General features: G+C 69.7%; 12 protein-coding genes. 1 reads left to right on the top strand and 11 read right to left on the bottom strand.

What is annotated here, in order from left to right:
* Positions 1 to 67 precede the first annotated feature (67 nt).
* The 4 genes from OG510_RS25855 to OG510_RS25840 all read right to left on the bottom strand — a co-directional run bounded on the left by OG510_RS25855 (position 68) and on the right by OG510_RS25840 (position 4,437).
* Positions 68 to 1,351, bottom strand: a complete 1,284-nt coding sequence (locus OG510_RS25855; RefSeq protein ID WP_406139916.1) for a glutamate-5-semialdehyde dehydrogenase — start codon at positions 1,349 to 1,351, stop codon at positions 68 to 70.
* Positions 1,352 to 1,435: 84 nt separating this feature from the next.
* On the bottom strand, positions 1,436 to 1,927 hold the full coding sequence (locus tag OG510_RS25850; RefSeq protein WP_406139914.1) for a hypothetical protein: 492 nt from the start codon (positions 1,925 to 1,927) through the stop codon (positions 1,436 to 1,438).
* A 155-nt stretch (positions 1,928 to 2,082) separates the two neighbouring features.
* Entirely contained in the window at positions 2,083 to 3,210 is a 1,128-nt protein-coding gene (gene proB, locus OG510_RS25845) for a glutamate 5-kinase (RefSeq protein WP_406139913.1), read from the bottom strand.
* Positions 3,211 to 3,225: 15 nt separating this feature from the next.
* Positions 3,226 to 4,437 (bottom strand): glycosyltransferase family 2 protein, encoded by a 1,212-nt coding sequence (locus OG510_RS25840; protein WP_406139911.1) that lies wholly within the window; start codon positions 4,435 to 4,437, stop codon positions 3,226 to 3,228.
* A gap of 296 nt (positions 4,438 to 4,733) precedes the next feature.
* Between OG510_RS25840 and rfbC the strand changes: the two genes are divergently transcribed.
* On the top strand, positions 4,734 to 5,327 hold the full coding sequence (gene rfbC, locus OG510_RS25835) for a dTDP-4-dehydrorhamnose 3,5-epimerase (protein WP_406139909.1): 594 nt from the start codon (positions 4,734 to 4,736) through the stop codon (positions 5,325 to 5,327).
* A 107-nt stretch (positions 5,328 to 5,434) separates the two neighbouring features.
* Here the strand turns inward: rfbC and OG510_RS25830 are convergent, their stop codons facing one another.
* The 7 genes from OG510_RS25830 to OG510_RS25800 all read right to left on the bottom strand — a co-directional run bounded on the left by OG510_RS25830 (position 5,435) and on the right by OG510_RS25800 (position 15,607).
* Positions 5,435 to 6,229: a class I SAM-dependent methyltransferase gene (locus tag OG510_RS25830; RefSeq protein WP_406139907.1), complete on the bottom strand. Its 795-nt coding sequence runs from the start codon at positions 6,227 to 6,229 to the stop codon at positions 5,435 to 5,437.
* A gap of 183 nt (positions 6,230 to 6,412) precedes the next feature.
* On the bottom strand, positions 6,413 to 7,297 hold the full coding sequence (gene rfbD / locus OG510_RS25825) for a dTDP-4-dehydrorhamnose reductase (RefSeq protein ID WP_406139906.1): 885 nt from the start codon (positions 7,295 to 7,297) through the stop codon (positions 6,413 to 6,415).
* A 73-nt stretch (positions 7,298 to 7,370) separates the two neighbouring features.
* The gene (gene rfbB / locus OG510_RS25820) at positions 7,371 to 8,360 is read right to left on the bottom strand and encodes a dTDP-glucose 4,6-dehydratase (protein ID WP_406139904.1); all 990 of its coding nucleotides are present in this window, start codon (positions 8,358 to 8,360) and stop codon (positions 7,371 to 7,373) included.
* Entirely contained in the window at positions 8,357 to 9,424 is a 1,068-nt protein-coding gene (locus OG510_RS25815; RefSeq protein WP_406139903.1) for a glucose-1-phosphate thymidylyltransferase, read from the bottom strand. The genes rfbB and OG510_RS25815 overlap by 4 nt, the downstream gene beginning before the upstream one ends.
* 150 nt (positions 9,425 to 9,574) lie before the next feature.
* On the bottom strand, positions 9,575 to 11,677 hold the full coding sequence (locus OG510_RS25810) for a hypothetical protein (RefSeq protein WP_406139902.1): 2,103 nt from the start codon (positions 11,675 to 11,677) through the stop codon (positions 9,575 to 9,577).
* A 218-nt stretch (positions 11,678 to 11,895) separates the two neighbouring features.
* Positions 11,896 to 13,401: an SDR family NAD(P)-dependent oxidoreductase gene (locus tag OG510_RS25805; RefSeq protein WP_406139901.1), complete on the bottom strand. Its 1,506-nt coding sequence runs from the start codon at positions 13,399 to 13,401 to the stop codon at positions 11,896 to 11,898.
* Between the two features lie 184 nt (positions 13,402 to 13,585).
* Complete coding sequence (locus OG510_RS25800) at positions 13,586 to 15,607, bottom strand: glycosyltransferase (protein WP_406139900.1); 2,022 nt, start codon at positions 15,605 to 15,607, stop codon at positions 13,586 to 13,588.
* Between the last annotated feature and the right edge of the window lie 207 nt (positions 15,608 to 15,814).

Genomic DNA, 15,814 nt, shown 5'->3' with positions numbered 1-15,814 from the left:
GTCATCAGAGTAGACCCGGTGGGTGGATTTGGGCAGGGAGAGGGGCGAAATCGACCGGGCCCGATGGTCACCGAATGTGACCGTCTCCTGTCACGATGTACTTGGTCGAGGTCAGCTCGGGCAGCCCCATCGGGCCCCGGGCGTGCAGCTTCTGCGTGGAGATGCCGATCTCCGCGCCGAAACCGAACTGACCGCCGTCGGTGAAACGGGTGGACGCGTTCACAGCGACCGTCGTGGAATCGACCAGCTGGGTGAAGCGGCGGGCCGCGGCCTGCGAGGTGGTGACGATCGCCTCGGTGTGGCCCGACGTCCACAGCCGGATGTGCGCGACGGCCGCGTCCAGCGAGTCGACCACGGCGGCCGCGATGTCGTACGAGAGGTACTCGGCCTCCCAGTCGTCCGCGGTCGCCTCGACGACCTTCGCCTTCGTACCGTCGGCGTGGGCGAGCACCCGCTCGTCGCCGTGCACGGTCACGCCCGCGTCGCCGAGCGCGTCGAGCGCCCTGGGCAGGAACGCGTCCGCGATGTCCCGGTGGACCAGGAGCGTCTCGGCCGCGTTGCAGACGGACGGGCGCTGAGCCTTGGAGTTGACGAGGATGGCGACGGCCATGTCGATGTCGGCCTGCGCGTCCACGTACACATGGCAGTTGCCGGTGCCGGTCTCGATGACCGGAACGGTGGACTCCTCGACGACGGTGCGGATCAGCGAGGCGCCGCCGCGCGGGATCAGTACGTCGACCATGCCGCGGGCGCGCATCAGCTCCCGTACGGAGTCACGGGACTCCCCCGGCACGAGCTGGACGGCGTCGGCCGGCAGCCCGGAGCCGCCGACCGCGTCGCGCAGCACCCGCACGAGGGCGGTGTTGGAGGCGTACGCGGAGGCCGAGCCGCGCAGCAGTACCGCGTTGCCCGACTTCAGGCAGAGCGCCGCGGCGTCCACGGTCACATTGGGCCTGGCCTCGTAGATGATCCCGACGACGCCGAGCGGCACCCGCACCTGGCGCAGGTCGATTCCGTTGGGCAGCGTCGAGCCGCGGACGACCTCGCCGACCGGGTCGGGCAGTGCCGCGACGTCCCGTACGTCCCCGGCGATGGCGCGGATCCGCTCGGGGGTGAGGGTGAGACGGTCGATGACCGTGTCGGCGGTTCCGACGGCCCTGGCCTTCGCGACGTCCTCGGCGTTGGCCTCGACGATCTCGGACGTACGCACTTCGAGGGCGTCGGCGATGGCCAGCAGCGCGTCGTCCTTGGCCGAGCGCGGCAGTGGCGCGAGGTCGGCCGCGGCGGCGCGGGACCGGTAGGCGGCCTGGATCACCGGGGACTGGTCGGAGAGCGGGGAGAGCGAGGTCATGCCCGCAGACTAATGCGCGGTCTGCGGGCGTCCGTCCGGTATCCCACGCTCCGAGACGGCGGGGGCCGCACGGTGGCCCGCCGGTCAGTACGGGTGCACTCCGACCGGCGCCGCGGGCGGCGGTCCGTAGCCCTCGGCTATCCGCAGGTGGTAGGTCTCGCGGTCGATGACCTCGAGGCCCACGATCTCCCACGGCGGCAGCTGGGAGGTGGAGCGGTGTTCGCCCCAGAGCCGCAGGGCCACCGCCGCGGCGTCGTGCAGGTCCCGCGCCTCCTCCCAGTAGCGGATCTCCGCGTGGTCGTCGGCGTACCGGCTGGTCAGCAGGAAGGGGTGATCGTGCGCGAGCTGTTCGAGACCGCGTCTGACCTCCTTGATCGGGGCGGGGCGGCCCGACACGCTCAGGGTGATGTGCCACAGCTTGGACAGGGCGGCCTCCTCCCCGCGCTGCGCGCGCTGCTCCCGGTCCGCATCCGCTTCCGCTTCCGGGCGTTCTTCGAAGTCGGTCCCCGCGCCGACACTCGTCAGGGTCCGCTCCCCGGTTCCTCGGGGCGGTGCCCCGGGACGGGCTCGTCTCACCGGCGGCCTCCTGTGTGCGTTGCGGCGTCTGTCCCGCGGGTGACGGGCGGGCAGCGGTCGGGAGCGGGCTCCCGGGACAAAGTTGACCAGCCCGGCGCCCGGCGCGTGACGGTTTTCCGGAAGGTCCCTGCTGAAAGGCTGGTGTTTCAGCCGTTTCAGGGGACCATGACCACGAGATCGTCCCTGTGTACGACTTCCCGCTCGTAGGCCGGGCCGAGTTCACGGGCCAGGTCCCGGGTGGAGCGGCCGAGCAGCTGGGGGAGCTCCTTGGCGTCGAAGTTGACCAGCCCGCGGGCGACGGTGCGGCCGGCGGTGTCCCGCAGCTCGACCGGGTCCCCGGCGCTGAACTCGCCGTCGACGGCGGCGATTCCGGCGGGCAGCAGCGAGGAGTTGCGTTCCACGACCGCCCGTACGGCACCGTCGTCCAGGGTGAGCGCGCCGCGCGGGGTCGACGCGTGCTGGAGCCAGAGCAGCCGGTCGGCCGAGCGGCGGCCTGTGCGGTGGAAGTACGTGCCGGTGTCCCGGCCTGCGAGGGCGTCGGCGGCGCGCGAGGCCGAGGTCAGCACGACCGGGACGGAGGCCGCCGCCGCGATCCTGGCCGCCTCGACCTTGGTGACCATGCCGCCGGTGCCGACGCCCGCCTTGCCCGCCGAGCCGATGGAGACGTGCGCGATGTCGTCGGGGCCCGCCACCTCGGCGATGCGGCGGGTACCGGGCTTCGCGGGGTCGCCGTCGTACAGACCGTCGACGTCCGAGAGCAGGACGAGCAGGTCGGCCCGGACAAGATGGGCCACCAGGGCGGCCAGCCGGTCGTTGTCGCCGAAGCGGATCTCGTCGGTGGCCACCGTGTCGTTCTCGTTGACGACCGGCAGGGCGCCCATGGCGAGGAGCTGGTCCAGGGTGCGGTAGGCGTTGCGGTAGTGGGCCCGGCGGCTGGTGTCGTCGGAGGTCAGCAGCACCTGGCCGACCCGGACGCCGTAGCGCGCGAAGGACGCGGTGTACCGGGCGACGAGCAGCCCCTGGCCGACGCTGGCCGCCGCCTGCTGCCTGGCCAGGTCCTTGGGGCGGCGGGCCAGCCCCAGCGGGGCGAGCCCGGCGGCGATGGCGCCGCTGGACACGAGCACGATCTCCTTCTCGCCGCCGCTCCTGACCTTGGCCAGGACGTCGACGAGGGCGTCCACCCGGTCCGCGTCGAGCCCGCCGGCCGCGGTCGTGAGGGAGGAGGATCCGACCTTCACGACGATCCTGCGGGCTTCCGTCACAAGCTGCCTTGCCTCTGTCACACGGCCGAATCTATGTCAGCCGCGCCCGCCCGCGCGCGGGTATTCCACGCGCTGGACAGGACGGGCCACGGCCCACTTGCGCAGCCTGCGGATCCGGGTGCGCCCGGCAGCGGGCAGCCGCCGCCAGACCGAGGGGCAGGGCACGGCGTAGATGTGGTCGGGGATACCGGCGGACGGGTCCCTGAAGTACGGAAGGGCGAGGTGGTACGTGCCGTTGAGTCCCCGGCCGACCCGCTCGGGCTGCTTGCCCCGCTTGAGCTCGGTGAGCACGCCGGTGAGGAGGTCGGTCCTGCCGAGTGCGACGCAGTGCAGCCGCAGTCTCTCGGCGGGCTTGAGTCTCCCGGCCACGGCCGGGTTCCAGTGCGCGGCCATCAGCGGCGCCGCGAGCTCCATGCGCTTCCGCTGGACCGCAGCCGACTGCTTGAGGAAGCCGGGGCCGAACTGCGGGAGCAGGGTGACCACGAAGGGGCGCACCATGAGCTTGTCGCGCTGCGGGCCCGGCGGGACGTACTGGGCTATCAGCCCCATCAGGGCGCGGGCCGAGTCGAACCGCAGCAGGTAAGTGCCGCTCTTCGTCACGTGTTTGCCGTCGTCGCGCCCCACCAGGTAGTAGCAGGTGTAGTCGGATATGACGGACACTCCGTCGCCGCGCAGATAGGTCTCCAGGGTGAAGAGGGCGTCCTCGCCCGTCCTGAGACCCTCGTCGAAGGTGAGGCCGAGGCGTTCGAGCAGGGAGCGCCGGAAGAGCTTCTGAGCGCTCAGGGTGAACTTGATCTGCGAGTCGAAGACGTCCGCGCGCTCGACGGTCTCCTTCCACATGGACTTGGGGGCACCGCGGTTGACGCCGACGACCTTCCCGAGCACCACGTCCGTACCGGCGCGGTCGCCCATCGCGACCATGCGCTCCAGCGCCTCTTCGCCGAAGTAGTCGTCCGCGTCGAGGAAGAACACATAGCGGCCGCGAGCGAGTCCGAGGCCGACGTTGCGTGGTCCGCTGGGGCCCCCGGAGTTCTTCTGCCGTACGACCGTCGTGGGTATCTCCGACCTGGCGGCGAACTCTTCGAGGTACTCCCCCGTGCCGTCCGTCGATCCGTCGTCCACGGCGACGATCTCGATCCGGTCCGCGCCCAGGGTCTGGGCCTCCACGGATTCAAGGCACTTCACGAGGTACGGCATCGCTTCATAGGCTCCGACGACAACGGTCACATCGGGCTCACTTGTGCTCATCACATCAGTGAGACAGGTAAATACGACGCTTGGTTGCCTCACCGGCCGTACTGATATCCGCCCAGGTCGAACACAGTATGGCCGGTATCACACCCCTCGCGGGGGCCACCGCGGGCCGCCATAACGGAACTTCACATTCCGCACACGGCGGGGGCAGCCGGAGCGATCTCCTCCGTTCCCGATAGAATCGCCGCCCGGCGCCCGCGGGAATTCCTCACCCCGCCCGGCCACCCGGGAAATCCCCCATGGATTCCCGATGTCCCGGCAGCGGAAAATGCAGACAAGGACGTGATCTGATGCGGCAGCTCGCCATCGAGGGAGCCTGGGTGCATGAGCCGAAAGTCTTCCCGGACAGCCGCGGCAGTTTCCACGAGTGGTTCAAGGAGCCCGATCTGGCCGAAGCGGCCGGCCACAGCCTGCGGCTCGCCCAGGCCAACTGCTCGGTGTCCCGCAAGGGCACCCTGCGCGGAATCCACTTCGCCGATGTGCCGCCGAGCCAGGCCAAGTACGTCAAGTGCGTACGCGGCGCCATTCTGGACGTCGTCGTGGACATCCGGGTCGGCTCACCCACGTACAAGCGGTGGGAGGCCGTACGGCTGGACGACGTGGACCACCGCTCCGTCTACCTCTCCGAAGGGCTCGGGCACGCCCTGCTGGCGCTGACCGACGACGCCACCGTGGTCTACCTCTGCTCCACCGGGTACGCCCCGCAGCGCGAGCACGGCATCCACCCGCTCGACCCGGACCTGGCCATCGACTGGCCCGCGGACGTCACCCCGCTACTCTCCGACAAGGACGCGGCGGCGCCGACACTCGCCGAGGCCGAGGCCCAGGGGCTGCTGCCCTCGTACGCGGACTGTGTCGCGTACGCCGAGAAGCTGCGCGACTGATACGCCGCGCGGCTTCCCCACGCACAGGACACAAAAGACACAAAGGACACGCCCACCGGACGGCGGCCGTACCCCGGGCAGGGGCACGGCCGCCGTCCGGTGCGCGGTCAGCCGGCGACGCGCTCGATCTGCCGGCGCAGACCGGCGAAGGCGGAGCGCGGCCGGTTGAGGTTGCGGGCGCGGATCAGACCGGGCCAGAAGCCGGCGCCGAGCAGCGCATCGGGCGCCACCGCGCGCTTGCGCGACAGCACCGCCTCCGGGACGTCCTGCGGGTCATCGGTGACGTACTCCGCGAGGATGGACTCGTAGTTCTGCTTCAGTACGGTGCTCGACGGGTCGGCGCCGAAGACCACGACCACGCCGGTCGGCTTGGTGTCCACCTCGACCACCAGCAGGTCGGGGCGGAACCGCCGCAGCACCTCGGCGACCTTGTAGACATCGCCCGTCCAGGCCCCGGTGTGCCGGTCGCGGGCGGCCTCGTCGACGTTGCGCGGCAGCATGTCGTCCAGGACGATCACGCTGTTCCAGCGGGCGTGCTTCTCGACGTTCATGAAGTCGCGCAGGGCGAACTCGAAGAGGTGCATGCCGTCGATGAACGACAGCTCCAGGCGCGGCTCGGCGCCCACGAGCCCCAGCGGGTCCCGGCGGGCCAGGGCACGGAAGGGGTTGCGCCCGGTCCGCAGGTGCAGCAGCGGGTCCTTCCGGGCGAAGAACGCGTCGCTCGTCTGCTTGACCAGGTGCACGTCACAGCTGATCGATGTCACGACCTTGAACGCGGGGTCGACCGCGATGGAAGGCACCCGGGAAAGCGCCAGACTACGACCGTCATTGACCCCGATCTCCAGATAGGTGCGGGGACGGTATATGCGGTGCATGCCGCGCAGGAATTCATGGCGGTTCACAGGGAGCGCCCTTCGTCGGAAATAACAACCGGTCCGATCCCCGGCGAAGCTACCTCATGAGCGCCGGGCTGCGAAAGCGTCGGTGCTGTTTTAAGCGGCTGTTAAACATTCTGAGTCCACTCATCCCGAAGAGCCGCAGAACATTTACGAAAATCGCCGCACACCATCACCCGCACCGGCGGATCAGGAGCGCTCGGCCGCCACCAGCGCCGGGAACGCGTCGGCCAGCGCGAGCCGCCATTCGCGGAGCGGTTCGATCCCCGCCGCCGCCCAGCGGTCGTGCCCGAGGACGCTGTACGCGGGGCGCGGCGCCGGCCGCACGAACGCCTCGCTGGTCGTGGGCAGCACCCGCGCCTGATCGGCACCGAGCAGCCGGAAGATCTCCCGGGTGAGCCCGAACCAGGTCGTCGCACCGCCGCTGGTGCCGTGGTAGACACCCGCGGGCGCGGTCCCGGCCAGGGCGCCGGCGCCGAGGCGTACCAGGAGATCCGCCAGGTCGGCGGTCCAGGTGGGCTGGCCGCGCTGGTCGTCCACCACGTCCAGGGTGTCCTTGACGGCTTCGAGGCGGACCATCGTCCGGACGAAGTTGCCGCCTGCCGCCCCGTACAGCCAGGCCGTGCGGACCACGTATCCGCGCTCGGGCAGCACACTCAGCACGGCCTGCTCCCCGGCCAGCTTGGTGCGGCCGTAAGCGCTGCGCGGGGCCACCGGGGCGTCCTCCGCGTACGGCTCACTGCCGTCACCGGCGAACACGTAGTCCGTGGAGAGCTGGAGCAGCACGGCGCCGCTCTCCCGGCACGCCTCGGCCAGCACCCGGGGGCCCGTGCCGTTGACGGCGAGCGCCTGGTCCTCCTTGGACTCGGCGTCGTCGACCGCCGTCCAGGCCGCGCAGTTGACGACGACCGCCGGGCGGTGCTCCGCCAGTGCGGTGCGGACGGCTCGGGGGTCGGTGATGTCGAGCGCCGCGCGGTCCAGGCCGACCGCCGCTGTGCCGTCCTCCGCCAGCCGTACGAGGAGGTCACGGGCGAGCATCCCGCCCGCCCCGGTGACCAGCCAACTGCCGCTCATGTTCCACCTGTTCTCTGACTGCGTCGTCGTTCTCCGGTACGTCCGGTGTTCTCCGCCCACCCCACCCTGCGGGTCAGCCGAGCGCCGCGCGCTCCTTCAGCGGCTCCCACCAGGCGCGGTTGTCGCGGTACCACTGCACGGTCTCCGCGAGCCCGTCGGCGAAGTCCCTGCGCGGTTCGTACCCCAGCTCCGTACGGATCTTGGCGCAGTCCACCGAGTACCGGCGGTCGTGGCCCTTGCGGTCGGCGACGTACTCGACGCTGGTGTCCCAGTCGGCCCCGCACGCTTCGAGCAGCAGCCCGGTGAGCTCCTTGTTGGACAGCTCGGTGCCGCCGCCGATGTTGTACACCTCGCCCGCGCGGCCCTTCGTACGGACCAGCTCGATGCCCTGCACATGGTCGTCGATGTGCAGCCAGTCGCGGACATTGGCTCCGTCGCCGTACAGCGGGACGGGCCTGCCGTCCAGCAGGTTGGTGATGAAGAGCGGGATGACCTTCTCCGGGAAGTGGTGGTGCCCGTAGTTGTTGGAGCAGCGGGTCACCCGGACGTCCAGGCCGTGGGTGCGGTGGTAGGAGAGCGCGATCAGGTCGCTGGACGCCTTGGCCGACGAGTACGGCGAGTTGGGTTCGAGCGGGTGGGTCTCGGGCCAGGAGCCCTCGTCGATCGAGCCGTACACCTCGTCCGTCGAGATGTGCACGAACGTGTCGACGCCGGCCCGGTGCGCGGCGTCGACCAGGGTGTGGGTGCCGACCACATTGGTCCGTACGAATTCGGCGCCGCCGTCGATGGACCGGTCGACGTGGGACTCGGCGGCGAAGTGCACCACCTGGTCGTGCTCCGCCATCAGCCCGCCCACCAGCGCCGGATCGCAGATGTCGCCCTGCACGAAGGAGAACCCGGGGTGGTCCCTGACCTCGTCGAGGTTGGCCGGGTTGCCCGCGTAGGTGAGCTTGTCGAGCACGGTGACCGTGACATCGCCCGGGCCCTGGGGGCCGAGGAGCGTACGGACGTAGTGCGAGCCGATGAAGCCGGCGCCGCCGGTCACCAGAATCCTGTGTGTCATGAAGAGATCTGCACCTTGCTGTGGTCGCCGAGGACGAGTCGGTGGGCTGCTGGGCTGCGGGGCGAAGGCGTCACCTCGACGCCCCGGCCGATCAGCGAGGCCGCGATCCTGCGGACCCCGGTGATCGAGGAGTCGCGCAGGACGATGGAGTACTCGATCTCGCTGTCCTCGATCCTGCACCCCTCGGAGACCGAGGTGTACGGACCGACGTACGCGTCGCTGATCACCGTGCCGGCACCGATGATCACGGGGCCCACGATACGGCTGCGGGTGACCTGGGCGCCCTTCTCGATCCGCACCCGCCCGATGATCTCGCAGTTCTCGTCGGCCGTGCCGTCCTCGCAGGGCTCGACGGTCTCCAGGACCGCGCGGTTGACCTCCAGCATGTCCGTGACGTTGCCGGTGTCCTTCCAGTACCCGGAGATCGTCGTGGAGTGGACGTCCTTGCGCTGGTCGATCAGCCACTGGATGGCGTGGGTGATCTCCAGCTCACCGCGCCCGGACGGCCCGATGGAGCGGACGGCCTCGTGCACGGCCGGGGTGAAGAGGTAGACGCCGACGAGCGCGAGATCGCTCTTGGGGACCTCCGGCTTCTCCTCCAGCGCGACGACGCGCCCCTCGCCGTCCAGCTCGGCCACGCCGAACGCCGTCGGGTCGGGGACCTTGGTGAGCAGGATCTGGGCGTCGGGGCGTGAGGCACGGAAGCCGTCGACCAGACCGGTGATGCCGCCGACGATGAAGTTGTCACCGAGGTACATCACGAAGTCCTCGTCACCGAGGAAATCGCGGGAGATGAGCACCGCGTGGGCCAGGCCGCGCGGTGCCTCCTGCGGGATGTAGGTGACCTTGATACCGAACCGGGACCCGTCCCCGACGGCCTCACGGATCTCCTCGGCGGTGTCCCCCACGACGATGCCGACATCGGTGATGCCCGCGTCGGCGATGGCTTCCAGCCCGTAGAACAGCACAGGCTTGTTGGCCACCGGCACGAGCTGTTTGGCCGAGGTGTGGGTAATGGGGCGCAGGCGTGTGCCCGCACCGCCGGAAAGGACGAGAGCCTTCACGTTGTGTGTCCCTTGCGAGCAGTCGTCTGGCTTGATCCGTCCTGTGGGATTTTATCCATTTCCGCGTTGCGAAACCGTAAGGACAACGCCGTACGGCCGTCTGCGCGAGGGGCGCGAACGGCCGTACGGGAGGATCGGACTGAGGTCTTGTCAGTCGCCGACCGCTGAGTCGACCCGGGTGGCGTCCGAGTCGTTCAGGCCCGGTGAGCCCTCGGGTTCGGTGGCGCCCGTGCGCTGGGCGACGGCCGCGTTGCGCGCTTCGGCCTTGGCCGTGAGCGCCCGTACCGCCGCGTTGAACTGCTCCATCGAGGTCGGCTCGTCGGGGCCGAGCAGATACTGCTTCAGCTCCCGCCTGGCGTCGGCCAGCGGGTCGGCCGACGACTCGGTGATCGCCGTGAGCAGCTGGTCGATCTCCTTGGCGGTGTTGGAGAGGATCACGGCGGCTCGTACGGCGGTGTTCTGCCGCTTGAACTCGTCGGCGCCCAGTTCGGCCGAGTCGGTGACGGCGTACGGCTTGCCGCTCGCGATGAAGTCCGAGACGACGCTGGAGATGTCCGAGACCATGCCGTCCGACTCGTTGAAGCAGTCGTACAGATGCGGCCGGCCGCCGGTGATGACGCGGTGCTCCCAGTAGCCGAAGGTCCGCCAGTAGGCGCGGTTCCACTCGGTGCGCAGGGCCGCGGTCTCGTCCTCGCGCTCCGGGTCGGCCAGCGAGGCGCGGGACTCCTCGGACTCGTCGGCGCCCGACGGGCCACGTGCGGCCAGCTCGTCGAGCTTGGCCTCGATACGGGTCAGCTCGGCCTGGGCGGCGGCCCGGTCGGCCGCGCCGGCCGCTGCCTGCTCGGTCCAGCGTGGCTCGGCCGCGCGGTCGGCGGCGGCCTTCTCGACCATGGCCGTGATCCGCAGGTGCGCCGCCTTGGCCTGCGCGCTGCGGGTGCCGGTGAAGGGGTGCGGCTTGTAGAGCACCCGGACCGGCTGCTCGGCGCCGAGCAGCCGCTTGACGATGTTCTCCCCGGCGAGCAGCAGCGAGGTGTTGCCCGGGTTGTCGTCCCAGCCCTCCCAGGTGGGGGCGTACAGCACGGTCGGGATCTGCTGCTTCGGGGTGCCGGTCCAGCTCTCGATGGGGGCCAGCTGGGGGCGGCCCACCTCGACGATGTCCTCGTCGCGCACCCCGACGTCGGCCAGCGCGTAACGGTCACGGCCGGCCCGGCCCGCGGTCCACACCTCGTCGTACGCCTTGCTGTACGGGTTGACGCTGGCCAGCTTGTCGCTGTCGCCGTGCCCGATGAAGACGTGCTTGATGGTCGGGACGCGGAGCATGTGGATGTTCTTGCCGACGTTCGCCGCGTACAGGGCGACGCGCACGGTGGAGAGATCCATGTTCATCAGGTGCACACCGCCGGGCACGCACACCACGGGCACCGCGGTGGAGGCGAGCTGCGAGACGATGGCACGCTCGCGCAGGATGATCAGCGGGCGCCCCTCGGTCTGCGCCATCGTCTCCAGCCACATGTTCACCTGGTAGGCGGAGTCCCTGGAGCCCGAGAAGTAGAGGGCGACGGTCGGCCGGTACTCGCGCAGCCAGCCGTCGAGCCCGGCGAGCACCGCGGCGGCGGAGGGGACGCGGCGGCCCTTGAGGATGAACGGCACGAGCACGGCGATGTAGAGGACGCCGAGGACCAGCGTGATCAGTATGCCGAGGTAGCCGAAGTCGTCGGTGCCGGTCTTGGCCGCGATCAGCAGGCCGACCATCGCGAAGGCGTCCAGGTGGAGCATCTTCTCGGCGGCCCGGTTCAGCAGCCTGCGCGGCGGCGGGCCGGGGATCGGGATGGCGCCGAGGTCGACGTTGCGGGTGACCACCGGCATGGTGCGGCGCAGCCTGATGAGGGTGGTCAGTGTGCCGTGCGCGGCCTGCAGACCGTAGAAGAGCAGGAAGCAGGCGACGGCGGCGTAGTAGACAGTCTGCTCGGCGAGCTGAAGGCGGGCAAGCAGCAGAATAAGCAGCAGTTCGCGCAGGAGGAAGCGGATCGACAGGCCGGCCCTGACCTTGGCCAGGCGGTTGATGAGGTAGCTGCGGCGCTGGTGCAGGAACCAGTCGGACACATAGGTCACGAAGGTGGCCGCGGCGAAGAACCAGATATTGGGGATCAGCGCTGCGATCATCACGCACGGGTAGCTGAGCCCCATGAAGGCTGCGGCGATCAGCTCGGACCGGCTGCCTACGCGCGCCAGTCGAATGGCGGTCGAAATCACGAAGAACCTGCTCCAGGGGGTGCCGGTTTTATTCTGAGGGTACTGACGTGGGTACTGGCTCGGGGTATTTGATTCGGTGGGATGTGATCCGGGGATTTCACCGGAGGCTTTATTTGGGGAAATTGTGAAGGCCGGGCTTCACGCATTCGGGCCTCTGCGATTCGCGCGACGCGATCACAGAGGCCCGAAAAGAAACGTCCACTTATGCCAGGGAAGTATTACACATCTTCCTGACGGTCCAGCACTGAGGCCAGCGCCTGCTCGAACCCGGACGCCTCAGCGCTGGCGTCGCGCGTCGGGTCCTGCTGGCGTACGTCGATGACGTGGCCGGTCAGCTCGGAGAGCAGTACGTCGAGCGAGGTGCGGGCCACGGCCTCCGATGAGAGCAGGCTGCCCTCGGGCTCCTGGCCGAACGCCTTGGTGCGCATCGGGGTCGCCGTGCGCTCCGGGTTGACGCAGTTGACCCGGACACCGTCGCCGGCCCACTCGTCGGACAGGGCCTGGGTGAGATTCACCATGGCGGCCTTGGTGGAGGAGTACAGGCTGTACTCGGCGCGGCCGCGCGTGTAGCTGCTGGAGGTGTAGAGCAGCAGCTGGCCCTTGGTCTCCGCCAGGTACTTGTACGAGGCGCGCGCGATCTGCACCGGCGCCAGGTAGTTGACGTTCAGCGCTTCCTGGATGGTCGTGTTGTCCGTCTCGGCCAGCTTGCCGATGCGCAGCACGCCCGCGGTGTTGATGACGTAGTCGACCCGGCCGGTCTCCGCGTACGCCTTGGAGAGCGCGTCGTCGACGTGCTCCGGGTTCTCGACGTGCGTACCGGTGGTGGAGCGGCCCAGCGCGTACACCTTCGCGCCGTAGGACTCGGCGATCGTGGCGATGTCGGCGCCGATGCCGTACGAACCGCCGAAGACCACCAGGGTCTTGCCGGTCAGCAGCTCACGGTAGGCGGCCTCGTCGGCCTGGACCGGGGCGGCGGTGGAGGCCAGCTGGAACAGCTTGTCGGTGATGAAGACATCGACGGGCTGGGTGACCTTCATGTTGTACTCGTCGCCCGCGACGACGTAGATCGGCACGTCCGGCAGGTACTTGAGCACGACCGAGCAGTCGTCGGTGGCCTGGAAGTTCGGGTCGCCGGCCGCGACGTCGTACGCCCGGCGGATGGTGGAGAGCTTGAACGCCTGCGGTGTCTGGCCGCGGCGCAGCCGGGAGCGGTCCGGGACCTCGGTGATGAACTCGCCGTCCTCGCCGTGCGTACGGGTCACGATGATCGTGTCCGCGGACGGGATGGCGACGTCGACGGCCTGGTAGCGCTCCAGCGCGTCCACACAGTCCTTGATCACGCGCTGCGACAGCAGCGGGCGCACGGCGTCGTGGAAGAGGACGTTGCGGTCCTCGCCGTCGGCCAGTCCCTCGCCGAGGGCCGCGATGGCGCGCTCGGTGGTCTCGTTGCGGGTGGTACCGCCCTCGATGACCCGGGTCACCTTGGTGAGACCGGACTTGGCGACGATCTTCTCGACCTCCGGTACGTATCCCGGGGCCATCAGCACGATCACATCGTCGATGGAGTCGGCCTGCTGGAAAATCGTCAGGGTGTGCTCGATCACAGCCTTCCCGGCGATCTTCAGCAGTTGCTTGGGGATCGACAGACCCACGCGCTGGCCAGTACCACCGGCGAGAACGACTGCTGTAGTCCGGGGCTTGGTTGCTTTGTGCTGCACAGACACAGACGACCTACCTTGCGATGACGAGGGAACGGTGTGATGGTCGCACTCTCCGTGACCGTCTCGCAAGGTGGACGCCAAGCCTCCACAACCCTTGCGATACCGCCTGTTCACCCTAAGGGCAGGAAAGTGACTGGGATCCTCCCAGCCACTGTGAGTGACCGACGCCACAGGGTGCGAGGGTAACTCATGGCTGGACGTCCGCCACGGTGAGGGCCAGGTCGTTGCTCACCGTGTAGTACGGCCGCACCCTGACCCACTGCTTGGGCCTGCCGCGGACCTTGCGTACGGCCTTGCGGAGCGCGCCCCAGGGCCTCGTCTTGCGCACCAGGGACGGCGGGTAGGAGTAGACGCCCTTCTTGTCCACGACGTCGTCGAGTATCCGGCCGACCTTGACCGGGGGCTCCTGCGGCGCGTACCGCAGCCACACATCCCAGTAGTCGTTCCTGGTGAGCTGGCGGGCCGCGGGACCACCGGCCGGGAATGCGACCCGGAAGCCGTCCGTGCCCTCGCGGCTGCCGGGAAAGGAGAGTTCCTCACCCGCGCCGCCGCGGCGGCGCAGCAGCAGGACCGGGTCGCCGGAGGGCGCGGCCGCCCCCAGCAGCCGTCCGGACACGGTGAGCCGCGTGCCGTCGACAACGATGTCTCCGGCCTCGGCGTGCGCGGGCCGGTTCCAGCTACGCATGGTCAGGAAGCCCTTGTCCTTGAGCCGGTAGGCGACCTGGTTGCGTACCCGTTCGCCGCCCTCCGCGCGCAGCGGGCCGCGCTGGTCGACGGAGCGTGCGGCGATCCTCACCCGTCGCCCCGAGCCGGCCGCCTCGGCGTAGAAGTCCCAGACGCCCTCGGCGAATTCGCCGCCGGCCGGGACGACCGCGACACCCCGCGCGTCGAAGGCGTACGAGCGCTGGTCGCCTCGGTCGCCGGTGCGCGAGCAGAGCAGCCGCAGCCCGTCGTACGCCTGCGGGCCGTCGCGGCCGGGTACGAGCGTGACGGTCAGCTCGCCGTCCGGCCGCACCACGCAGTCCGCCTCCGGTGCGAAGGCAGGCCGGCCGGCGCGGGTCGCGGCCTGCGGGCGCAGCTCGGTGAAGAGGTCCTCGTACTGCTTGGTGACCTGACTGGGGTCGAAGCGGCGGGCGTTGGCCAGCGCGGCCGCGCTCATCCGGTGCCGCAGCTCCTCGTCACCGATGAGCTTCAGGAGCGCGGCGGCGACCGCGGCGCTGTCGCCGACGGGCACGAGAAGCCCGTCCACGCCGTCCTCGATGATCTCGCGGGGGCCGTAGTCGCAGTCCGTCGAGACCACGGGCAGCCCGCAGCGCATCGCCTCGACCAGCGTCATCCCGAAGGATTCGTGCCGGGAGGTGGACACGGCGATGGCGCCCTTGGCCCACTCGGGCTCGATGGGTGAGTGGGGGCCCATCAGATGGACCCGGTTGTGCAGGCCCCTGGCGTCGATCCGCTCCCTGAGCTTGGCGCGCTCGGCGCCGCCGCCGTAGATCCGCAGGGACCAGTCGGGGCGTTCGGCGACCACATCGGCGAAGGCGTCGACCAGCACCTGGTACTGCTTCTCGGGCGCCAGCCGCCCGGCGGCGACCACGGTGGTGCCGCTGCCGTCGGACGGCGCGACCGGCGGTTCGGGGACGCTGTTGGGGATCGAAAGCACCCGGGTCGCGGGCAGCGGCATCTTCTCCCGGTACACGGCCGCGTCGCCCTCGGAGACGGTCACGAAGGCGTCGAGCGCGGCCAGGTGCTCGTACAGCTGGGAGCGCAGGGCCTGCTTGTGGTGGTTGTGCGTCATGTGCTCCTGGCCGACGAGCACCGCTCCGGCCGGGGCGAACTGGGCGACGTACGCCACCAGGCCGGGGCGGGTGCCGATGACGACGTCCGCGTCCGATGTCGCGTAGTGGTCCCGTACCCGCTGGTCGCTGAGGGTGCTGTACTCCCTGAAACGCGCCTCGGCCGACGGCAGGCACTGCGAGGGCTGCTGGTGGAGCGGGTGCTCCAGCTCATTGGCCATCGAGGCGGGATCGGTGTCGACCAGGGGGACGACGGTGATCCGGGAGTCGATCCGGAACAGCGGTATCTCCCGGTGCCGGAAGACCGACACGATCTCCACGTCGTGCCGGTCGGCCAGCTCCTCGGCAAGGTTCAGTGTGGTCTTGATCGTGCCGCCGATCCCGTAGACCGTGTGGATGAGGAAGGAGATCTTCATCTGCCCCGTTACTCCGCTTCCGTAGCTCCGGGCCCGTGCACACAACCCCCGCCATGACATCGCGGGCCCGCGTTCATGAGTGGTTGGTCATCCACCCACTGGCAAGACATCCGATGGCAACCATCGGTTGTGCACTTTCGGGAAAAGATCGCGGAAATCGCCCGGCACGATGGCCCGGAACAGCCGGAGGCCCGGGAACGCGTCGGC

The sequence above is a fragment of the Streptomyces sp. NBC_01089 genome (assembly GCF_045162975.1).
Lineage (GTDB): Bacteria > Actinomycetota > Actinomycetes > Streptomycetales > Streptomycetaceae > Streptomyces.
The sequence above is the reverse complement of the archived record's forward strand: the minus strand, read 5'-3'. Positions and strand labels throughout refer to the sequence as shown.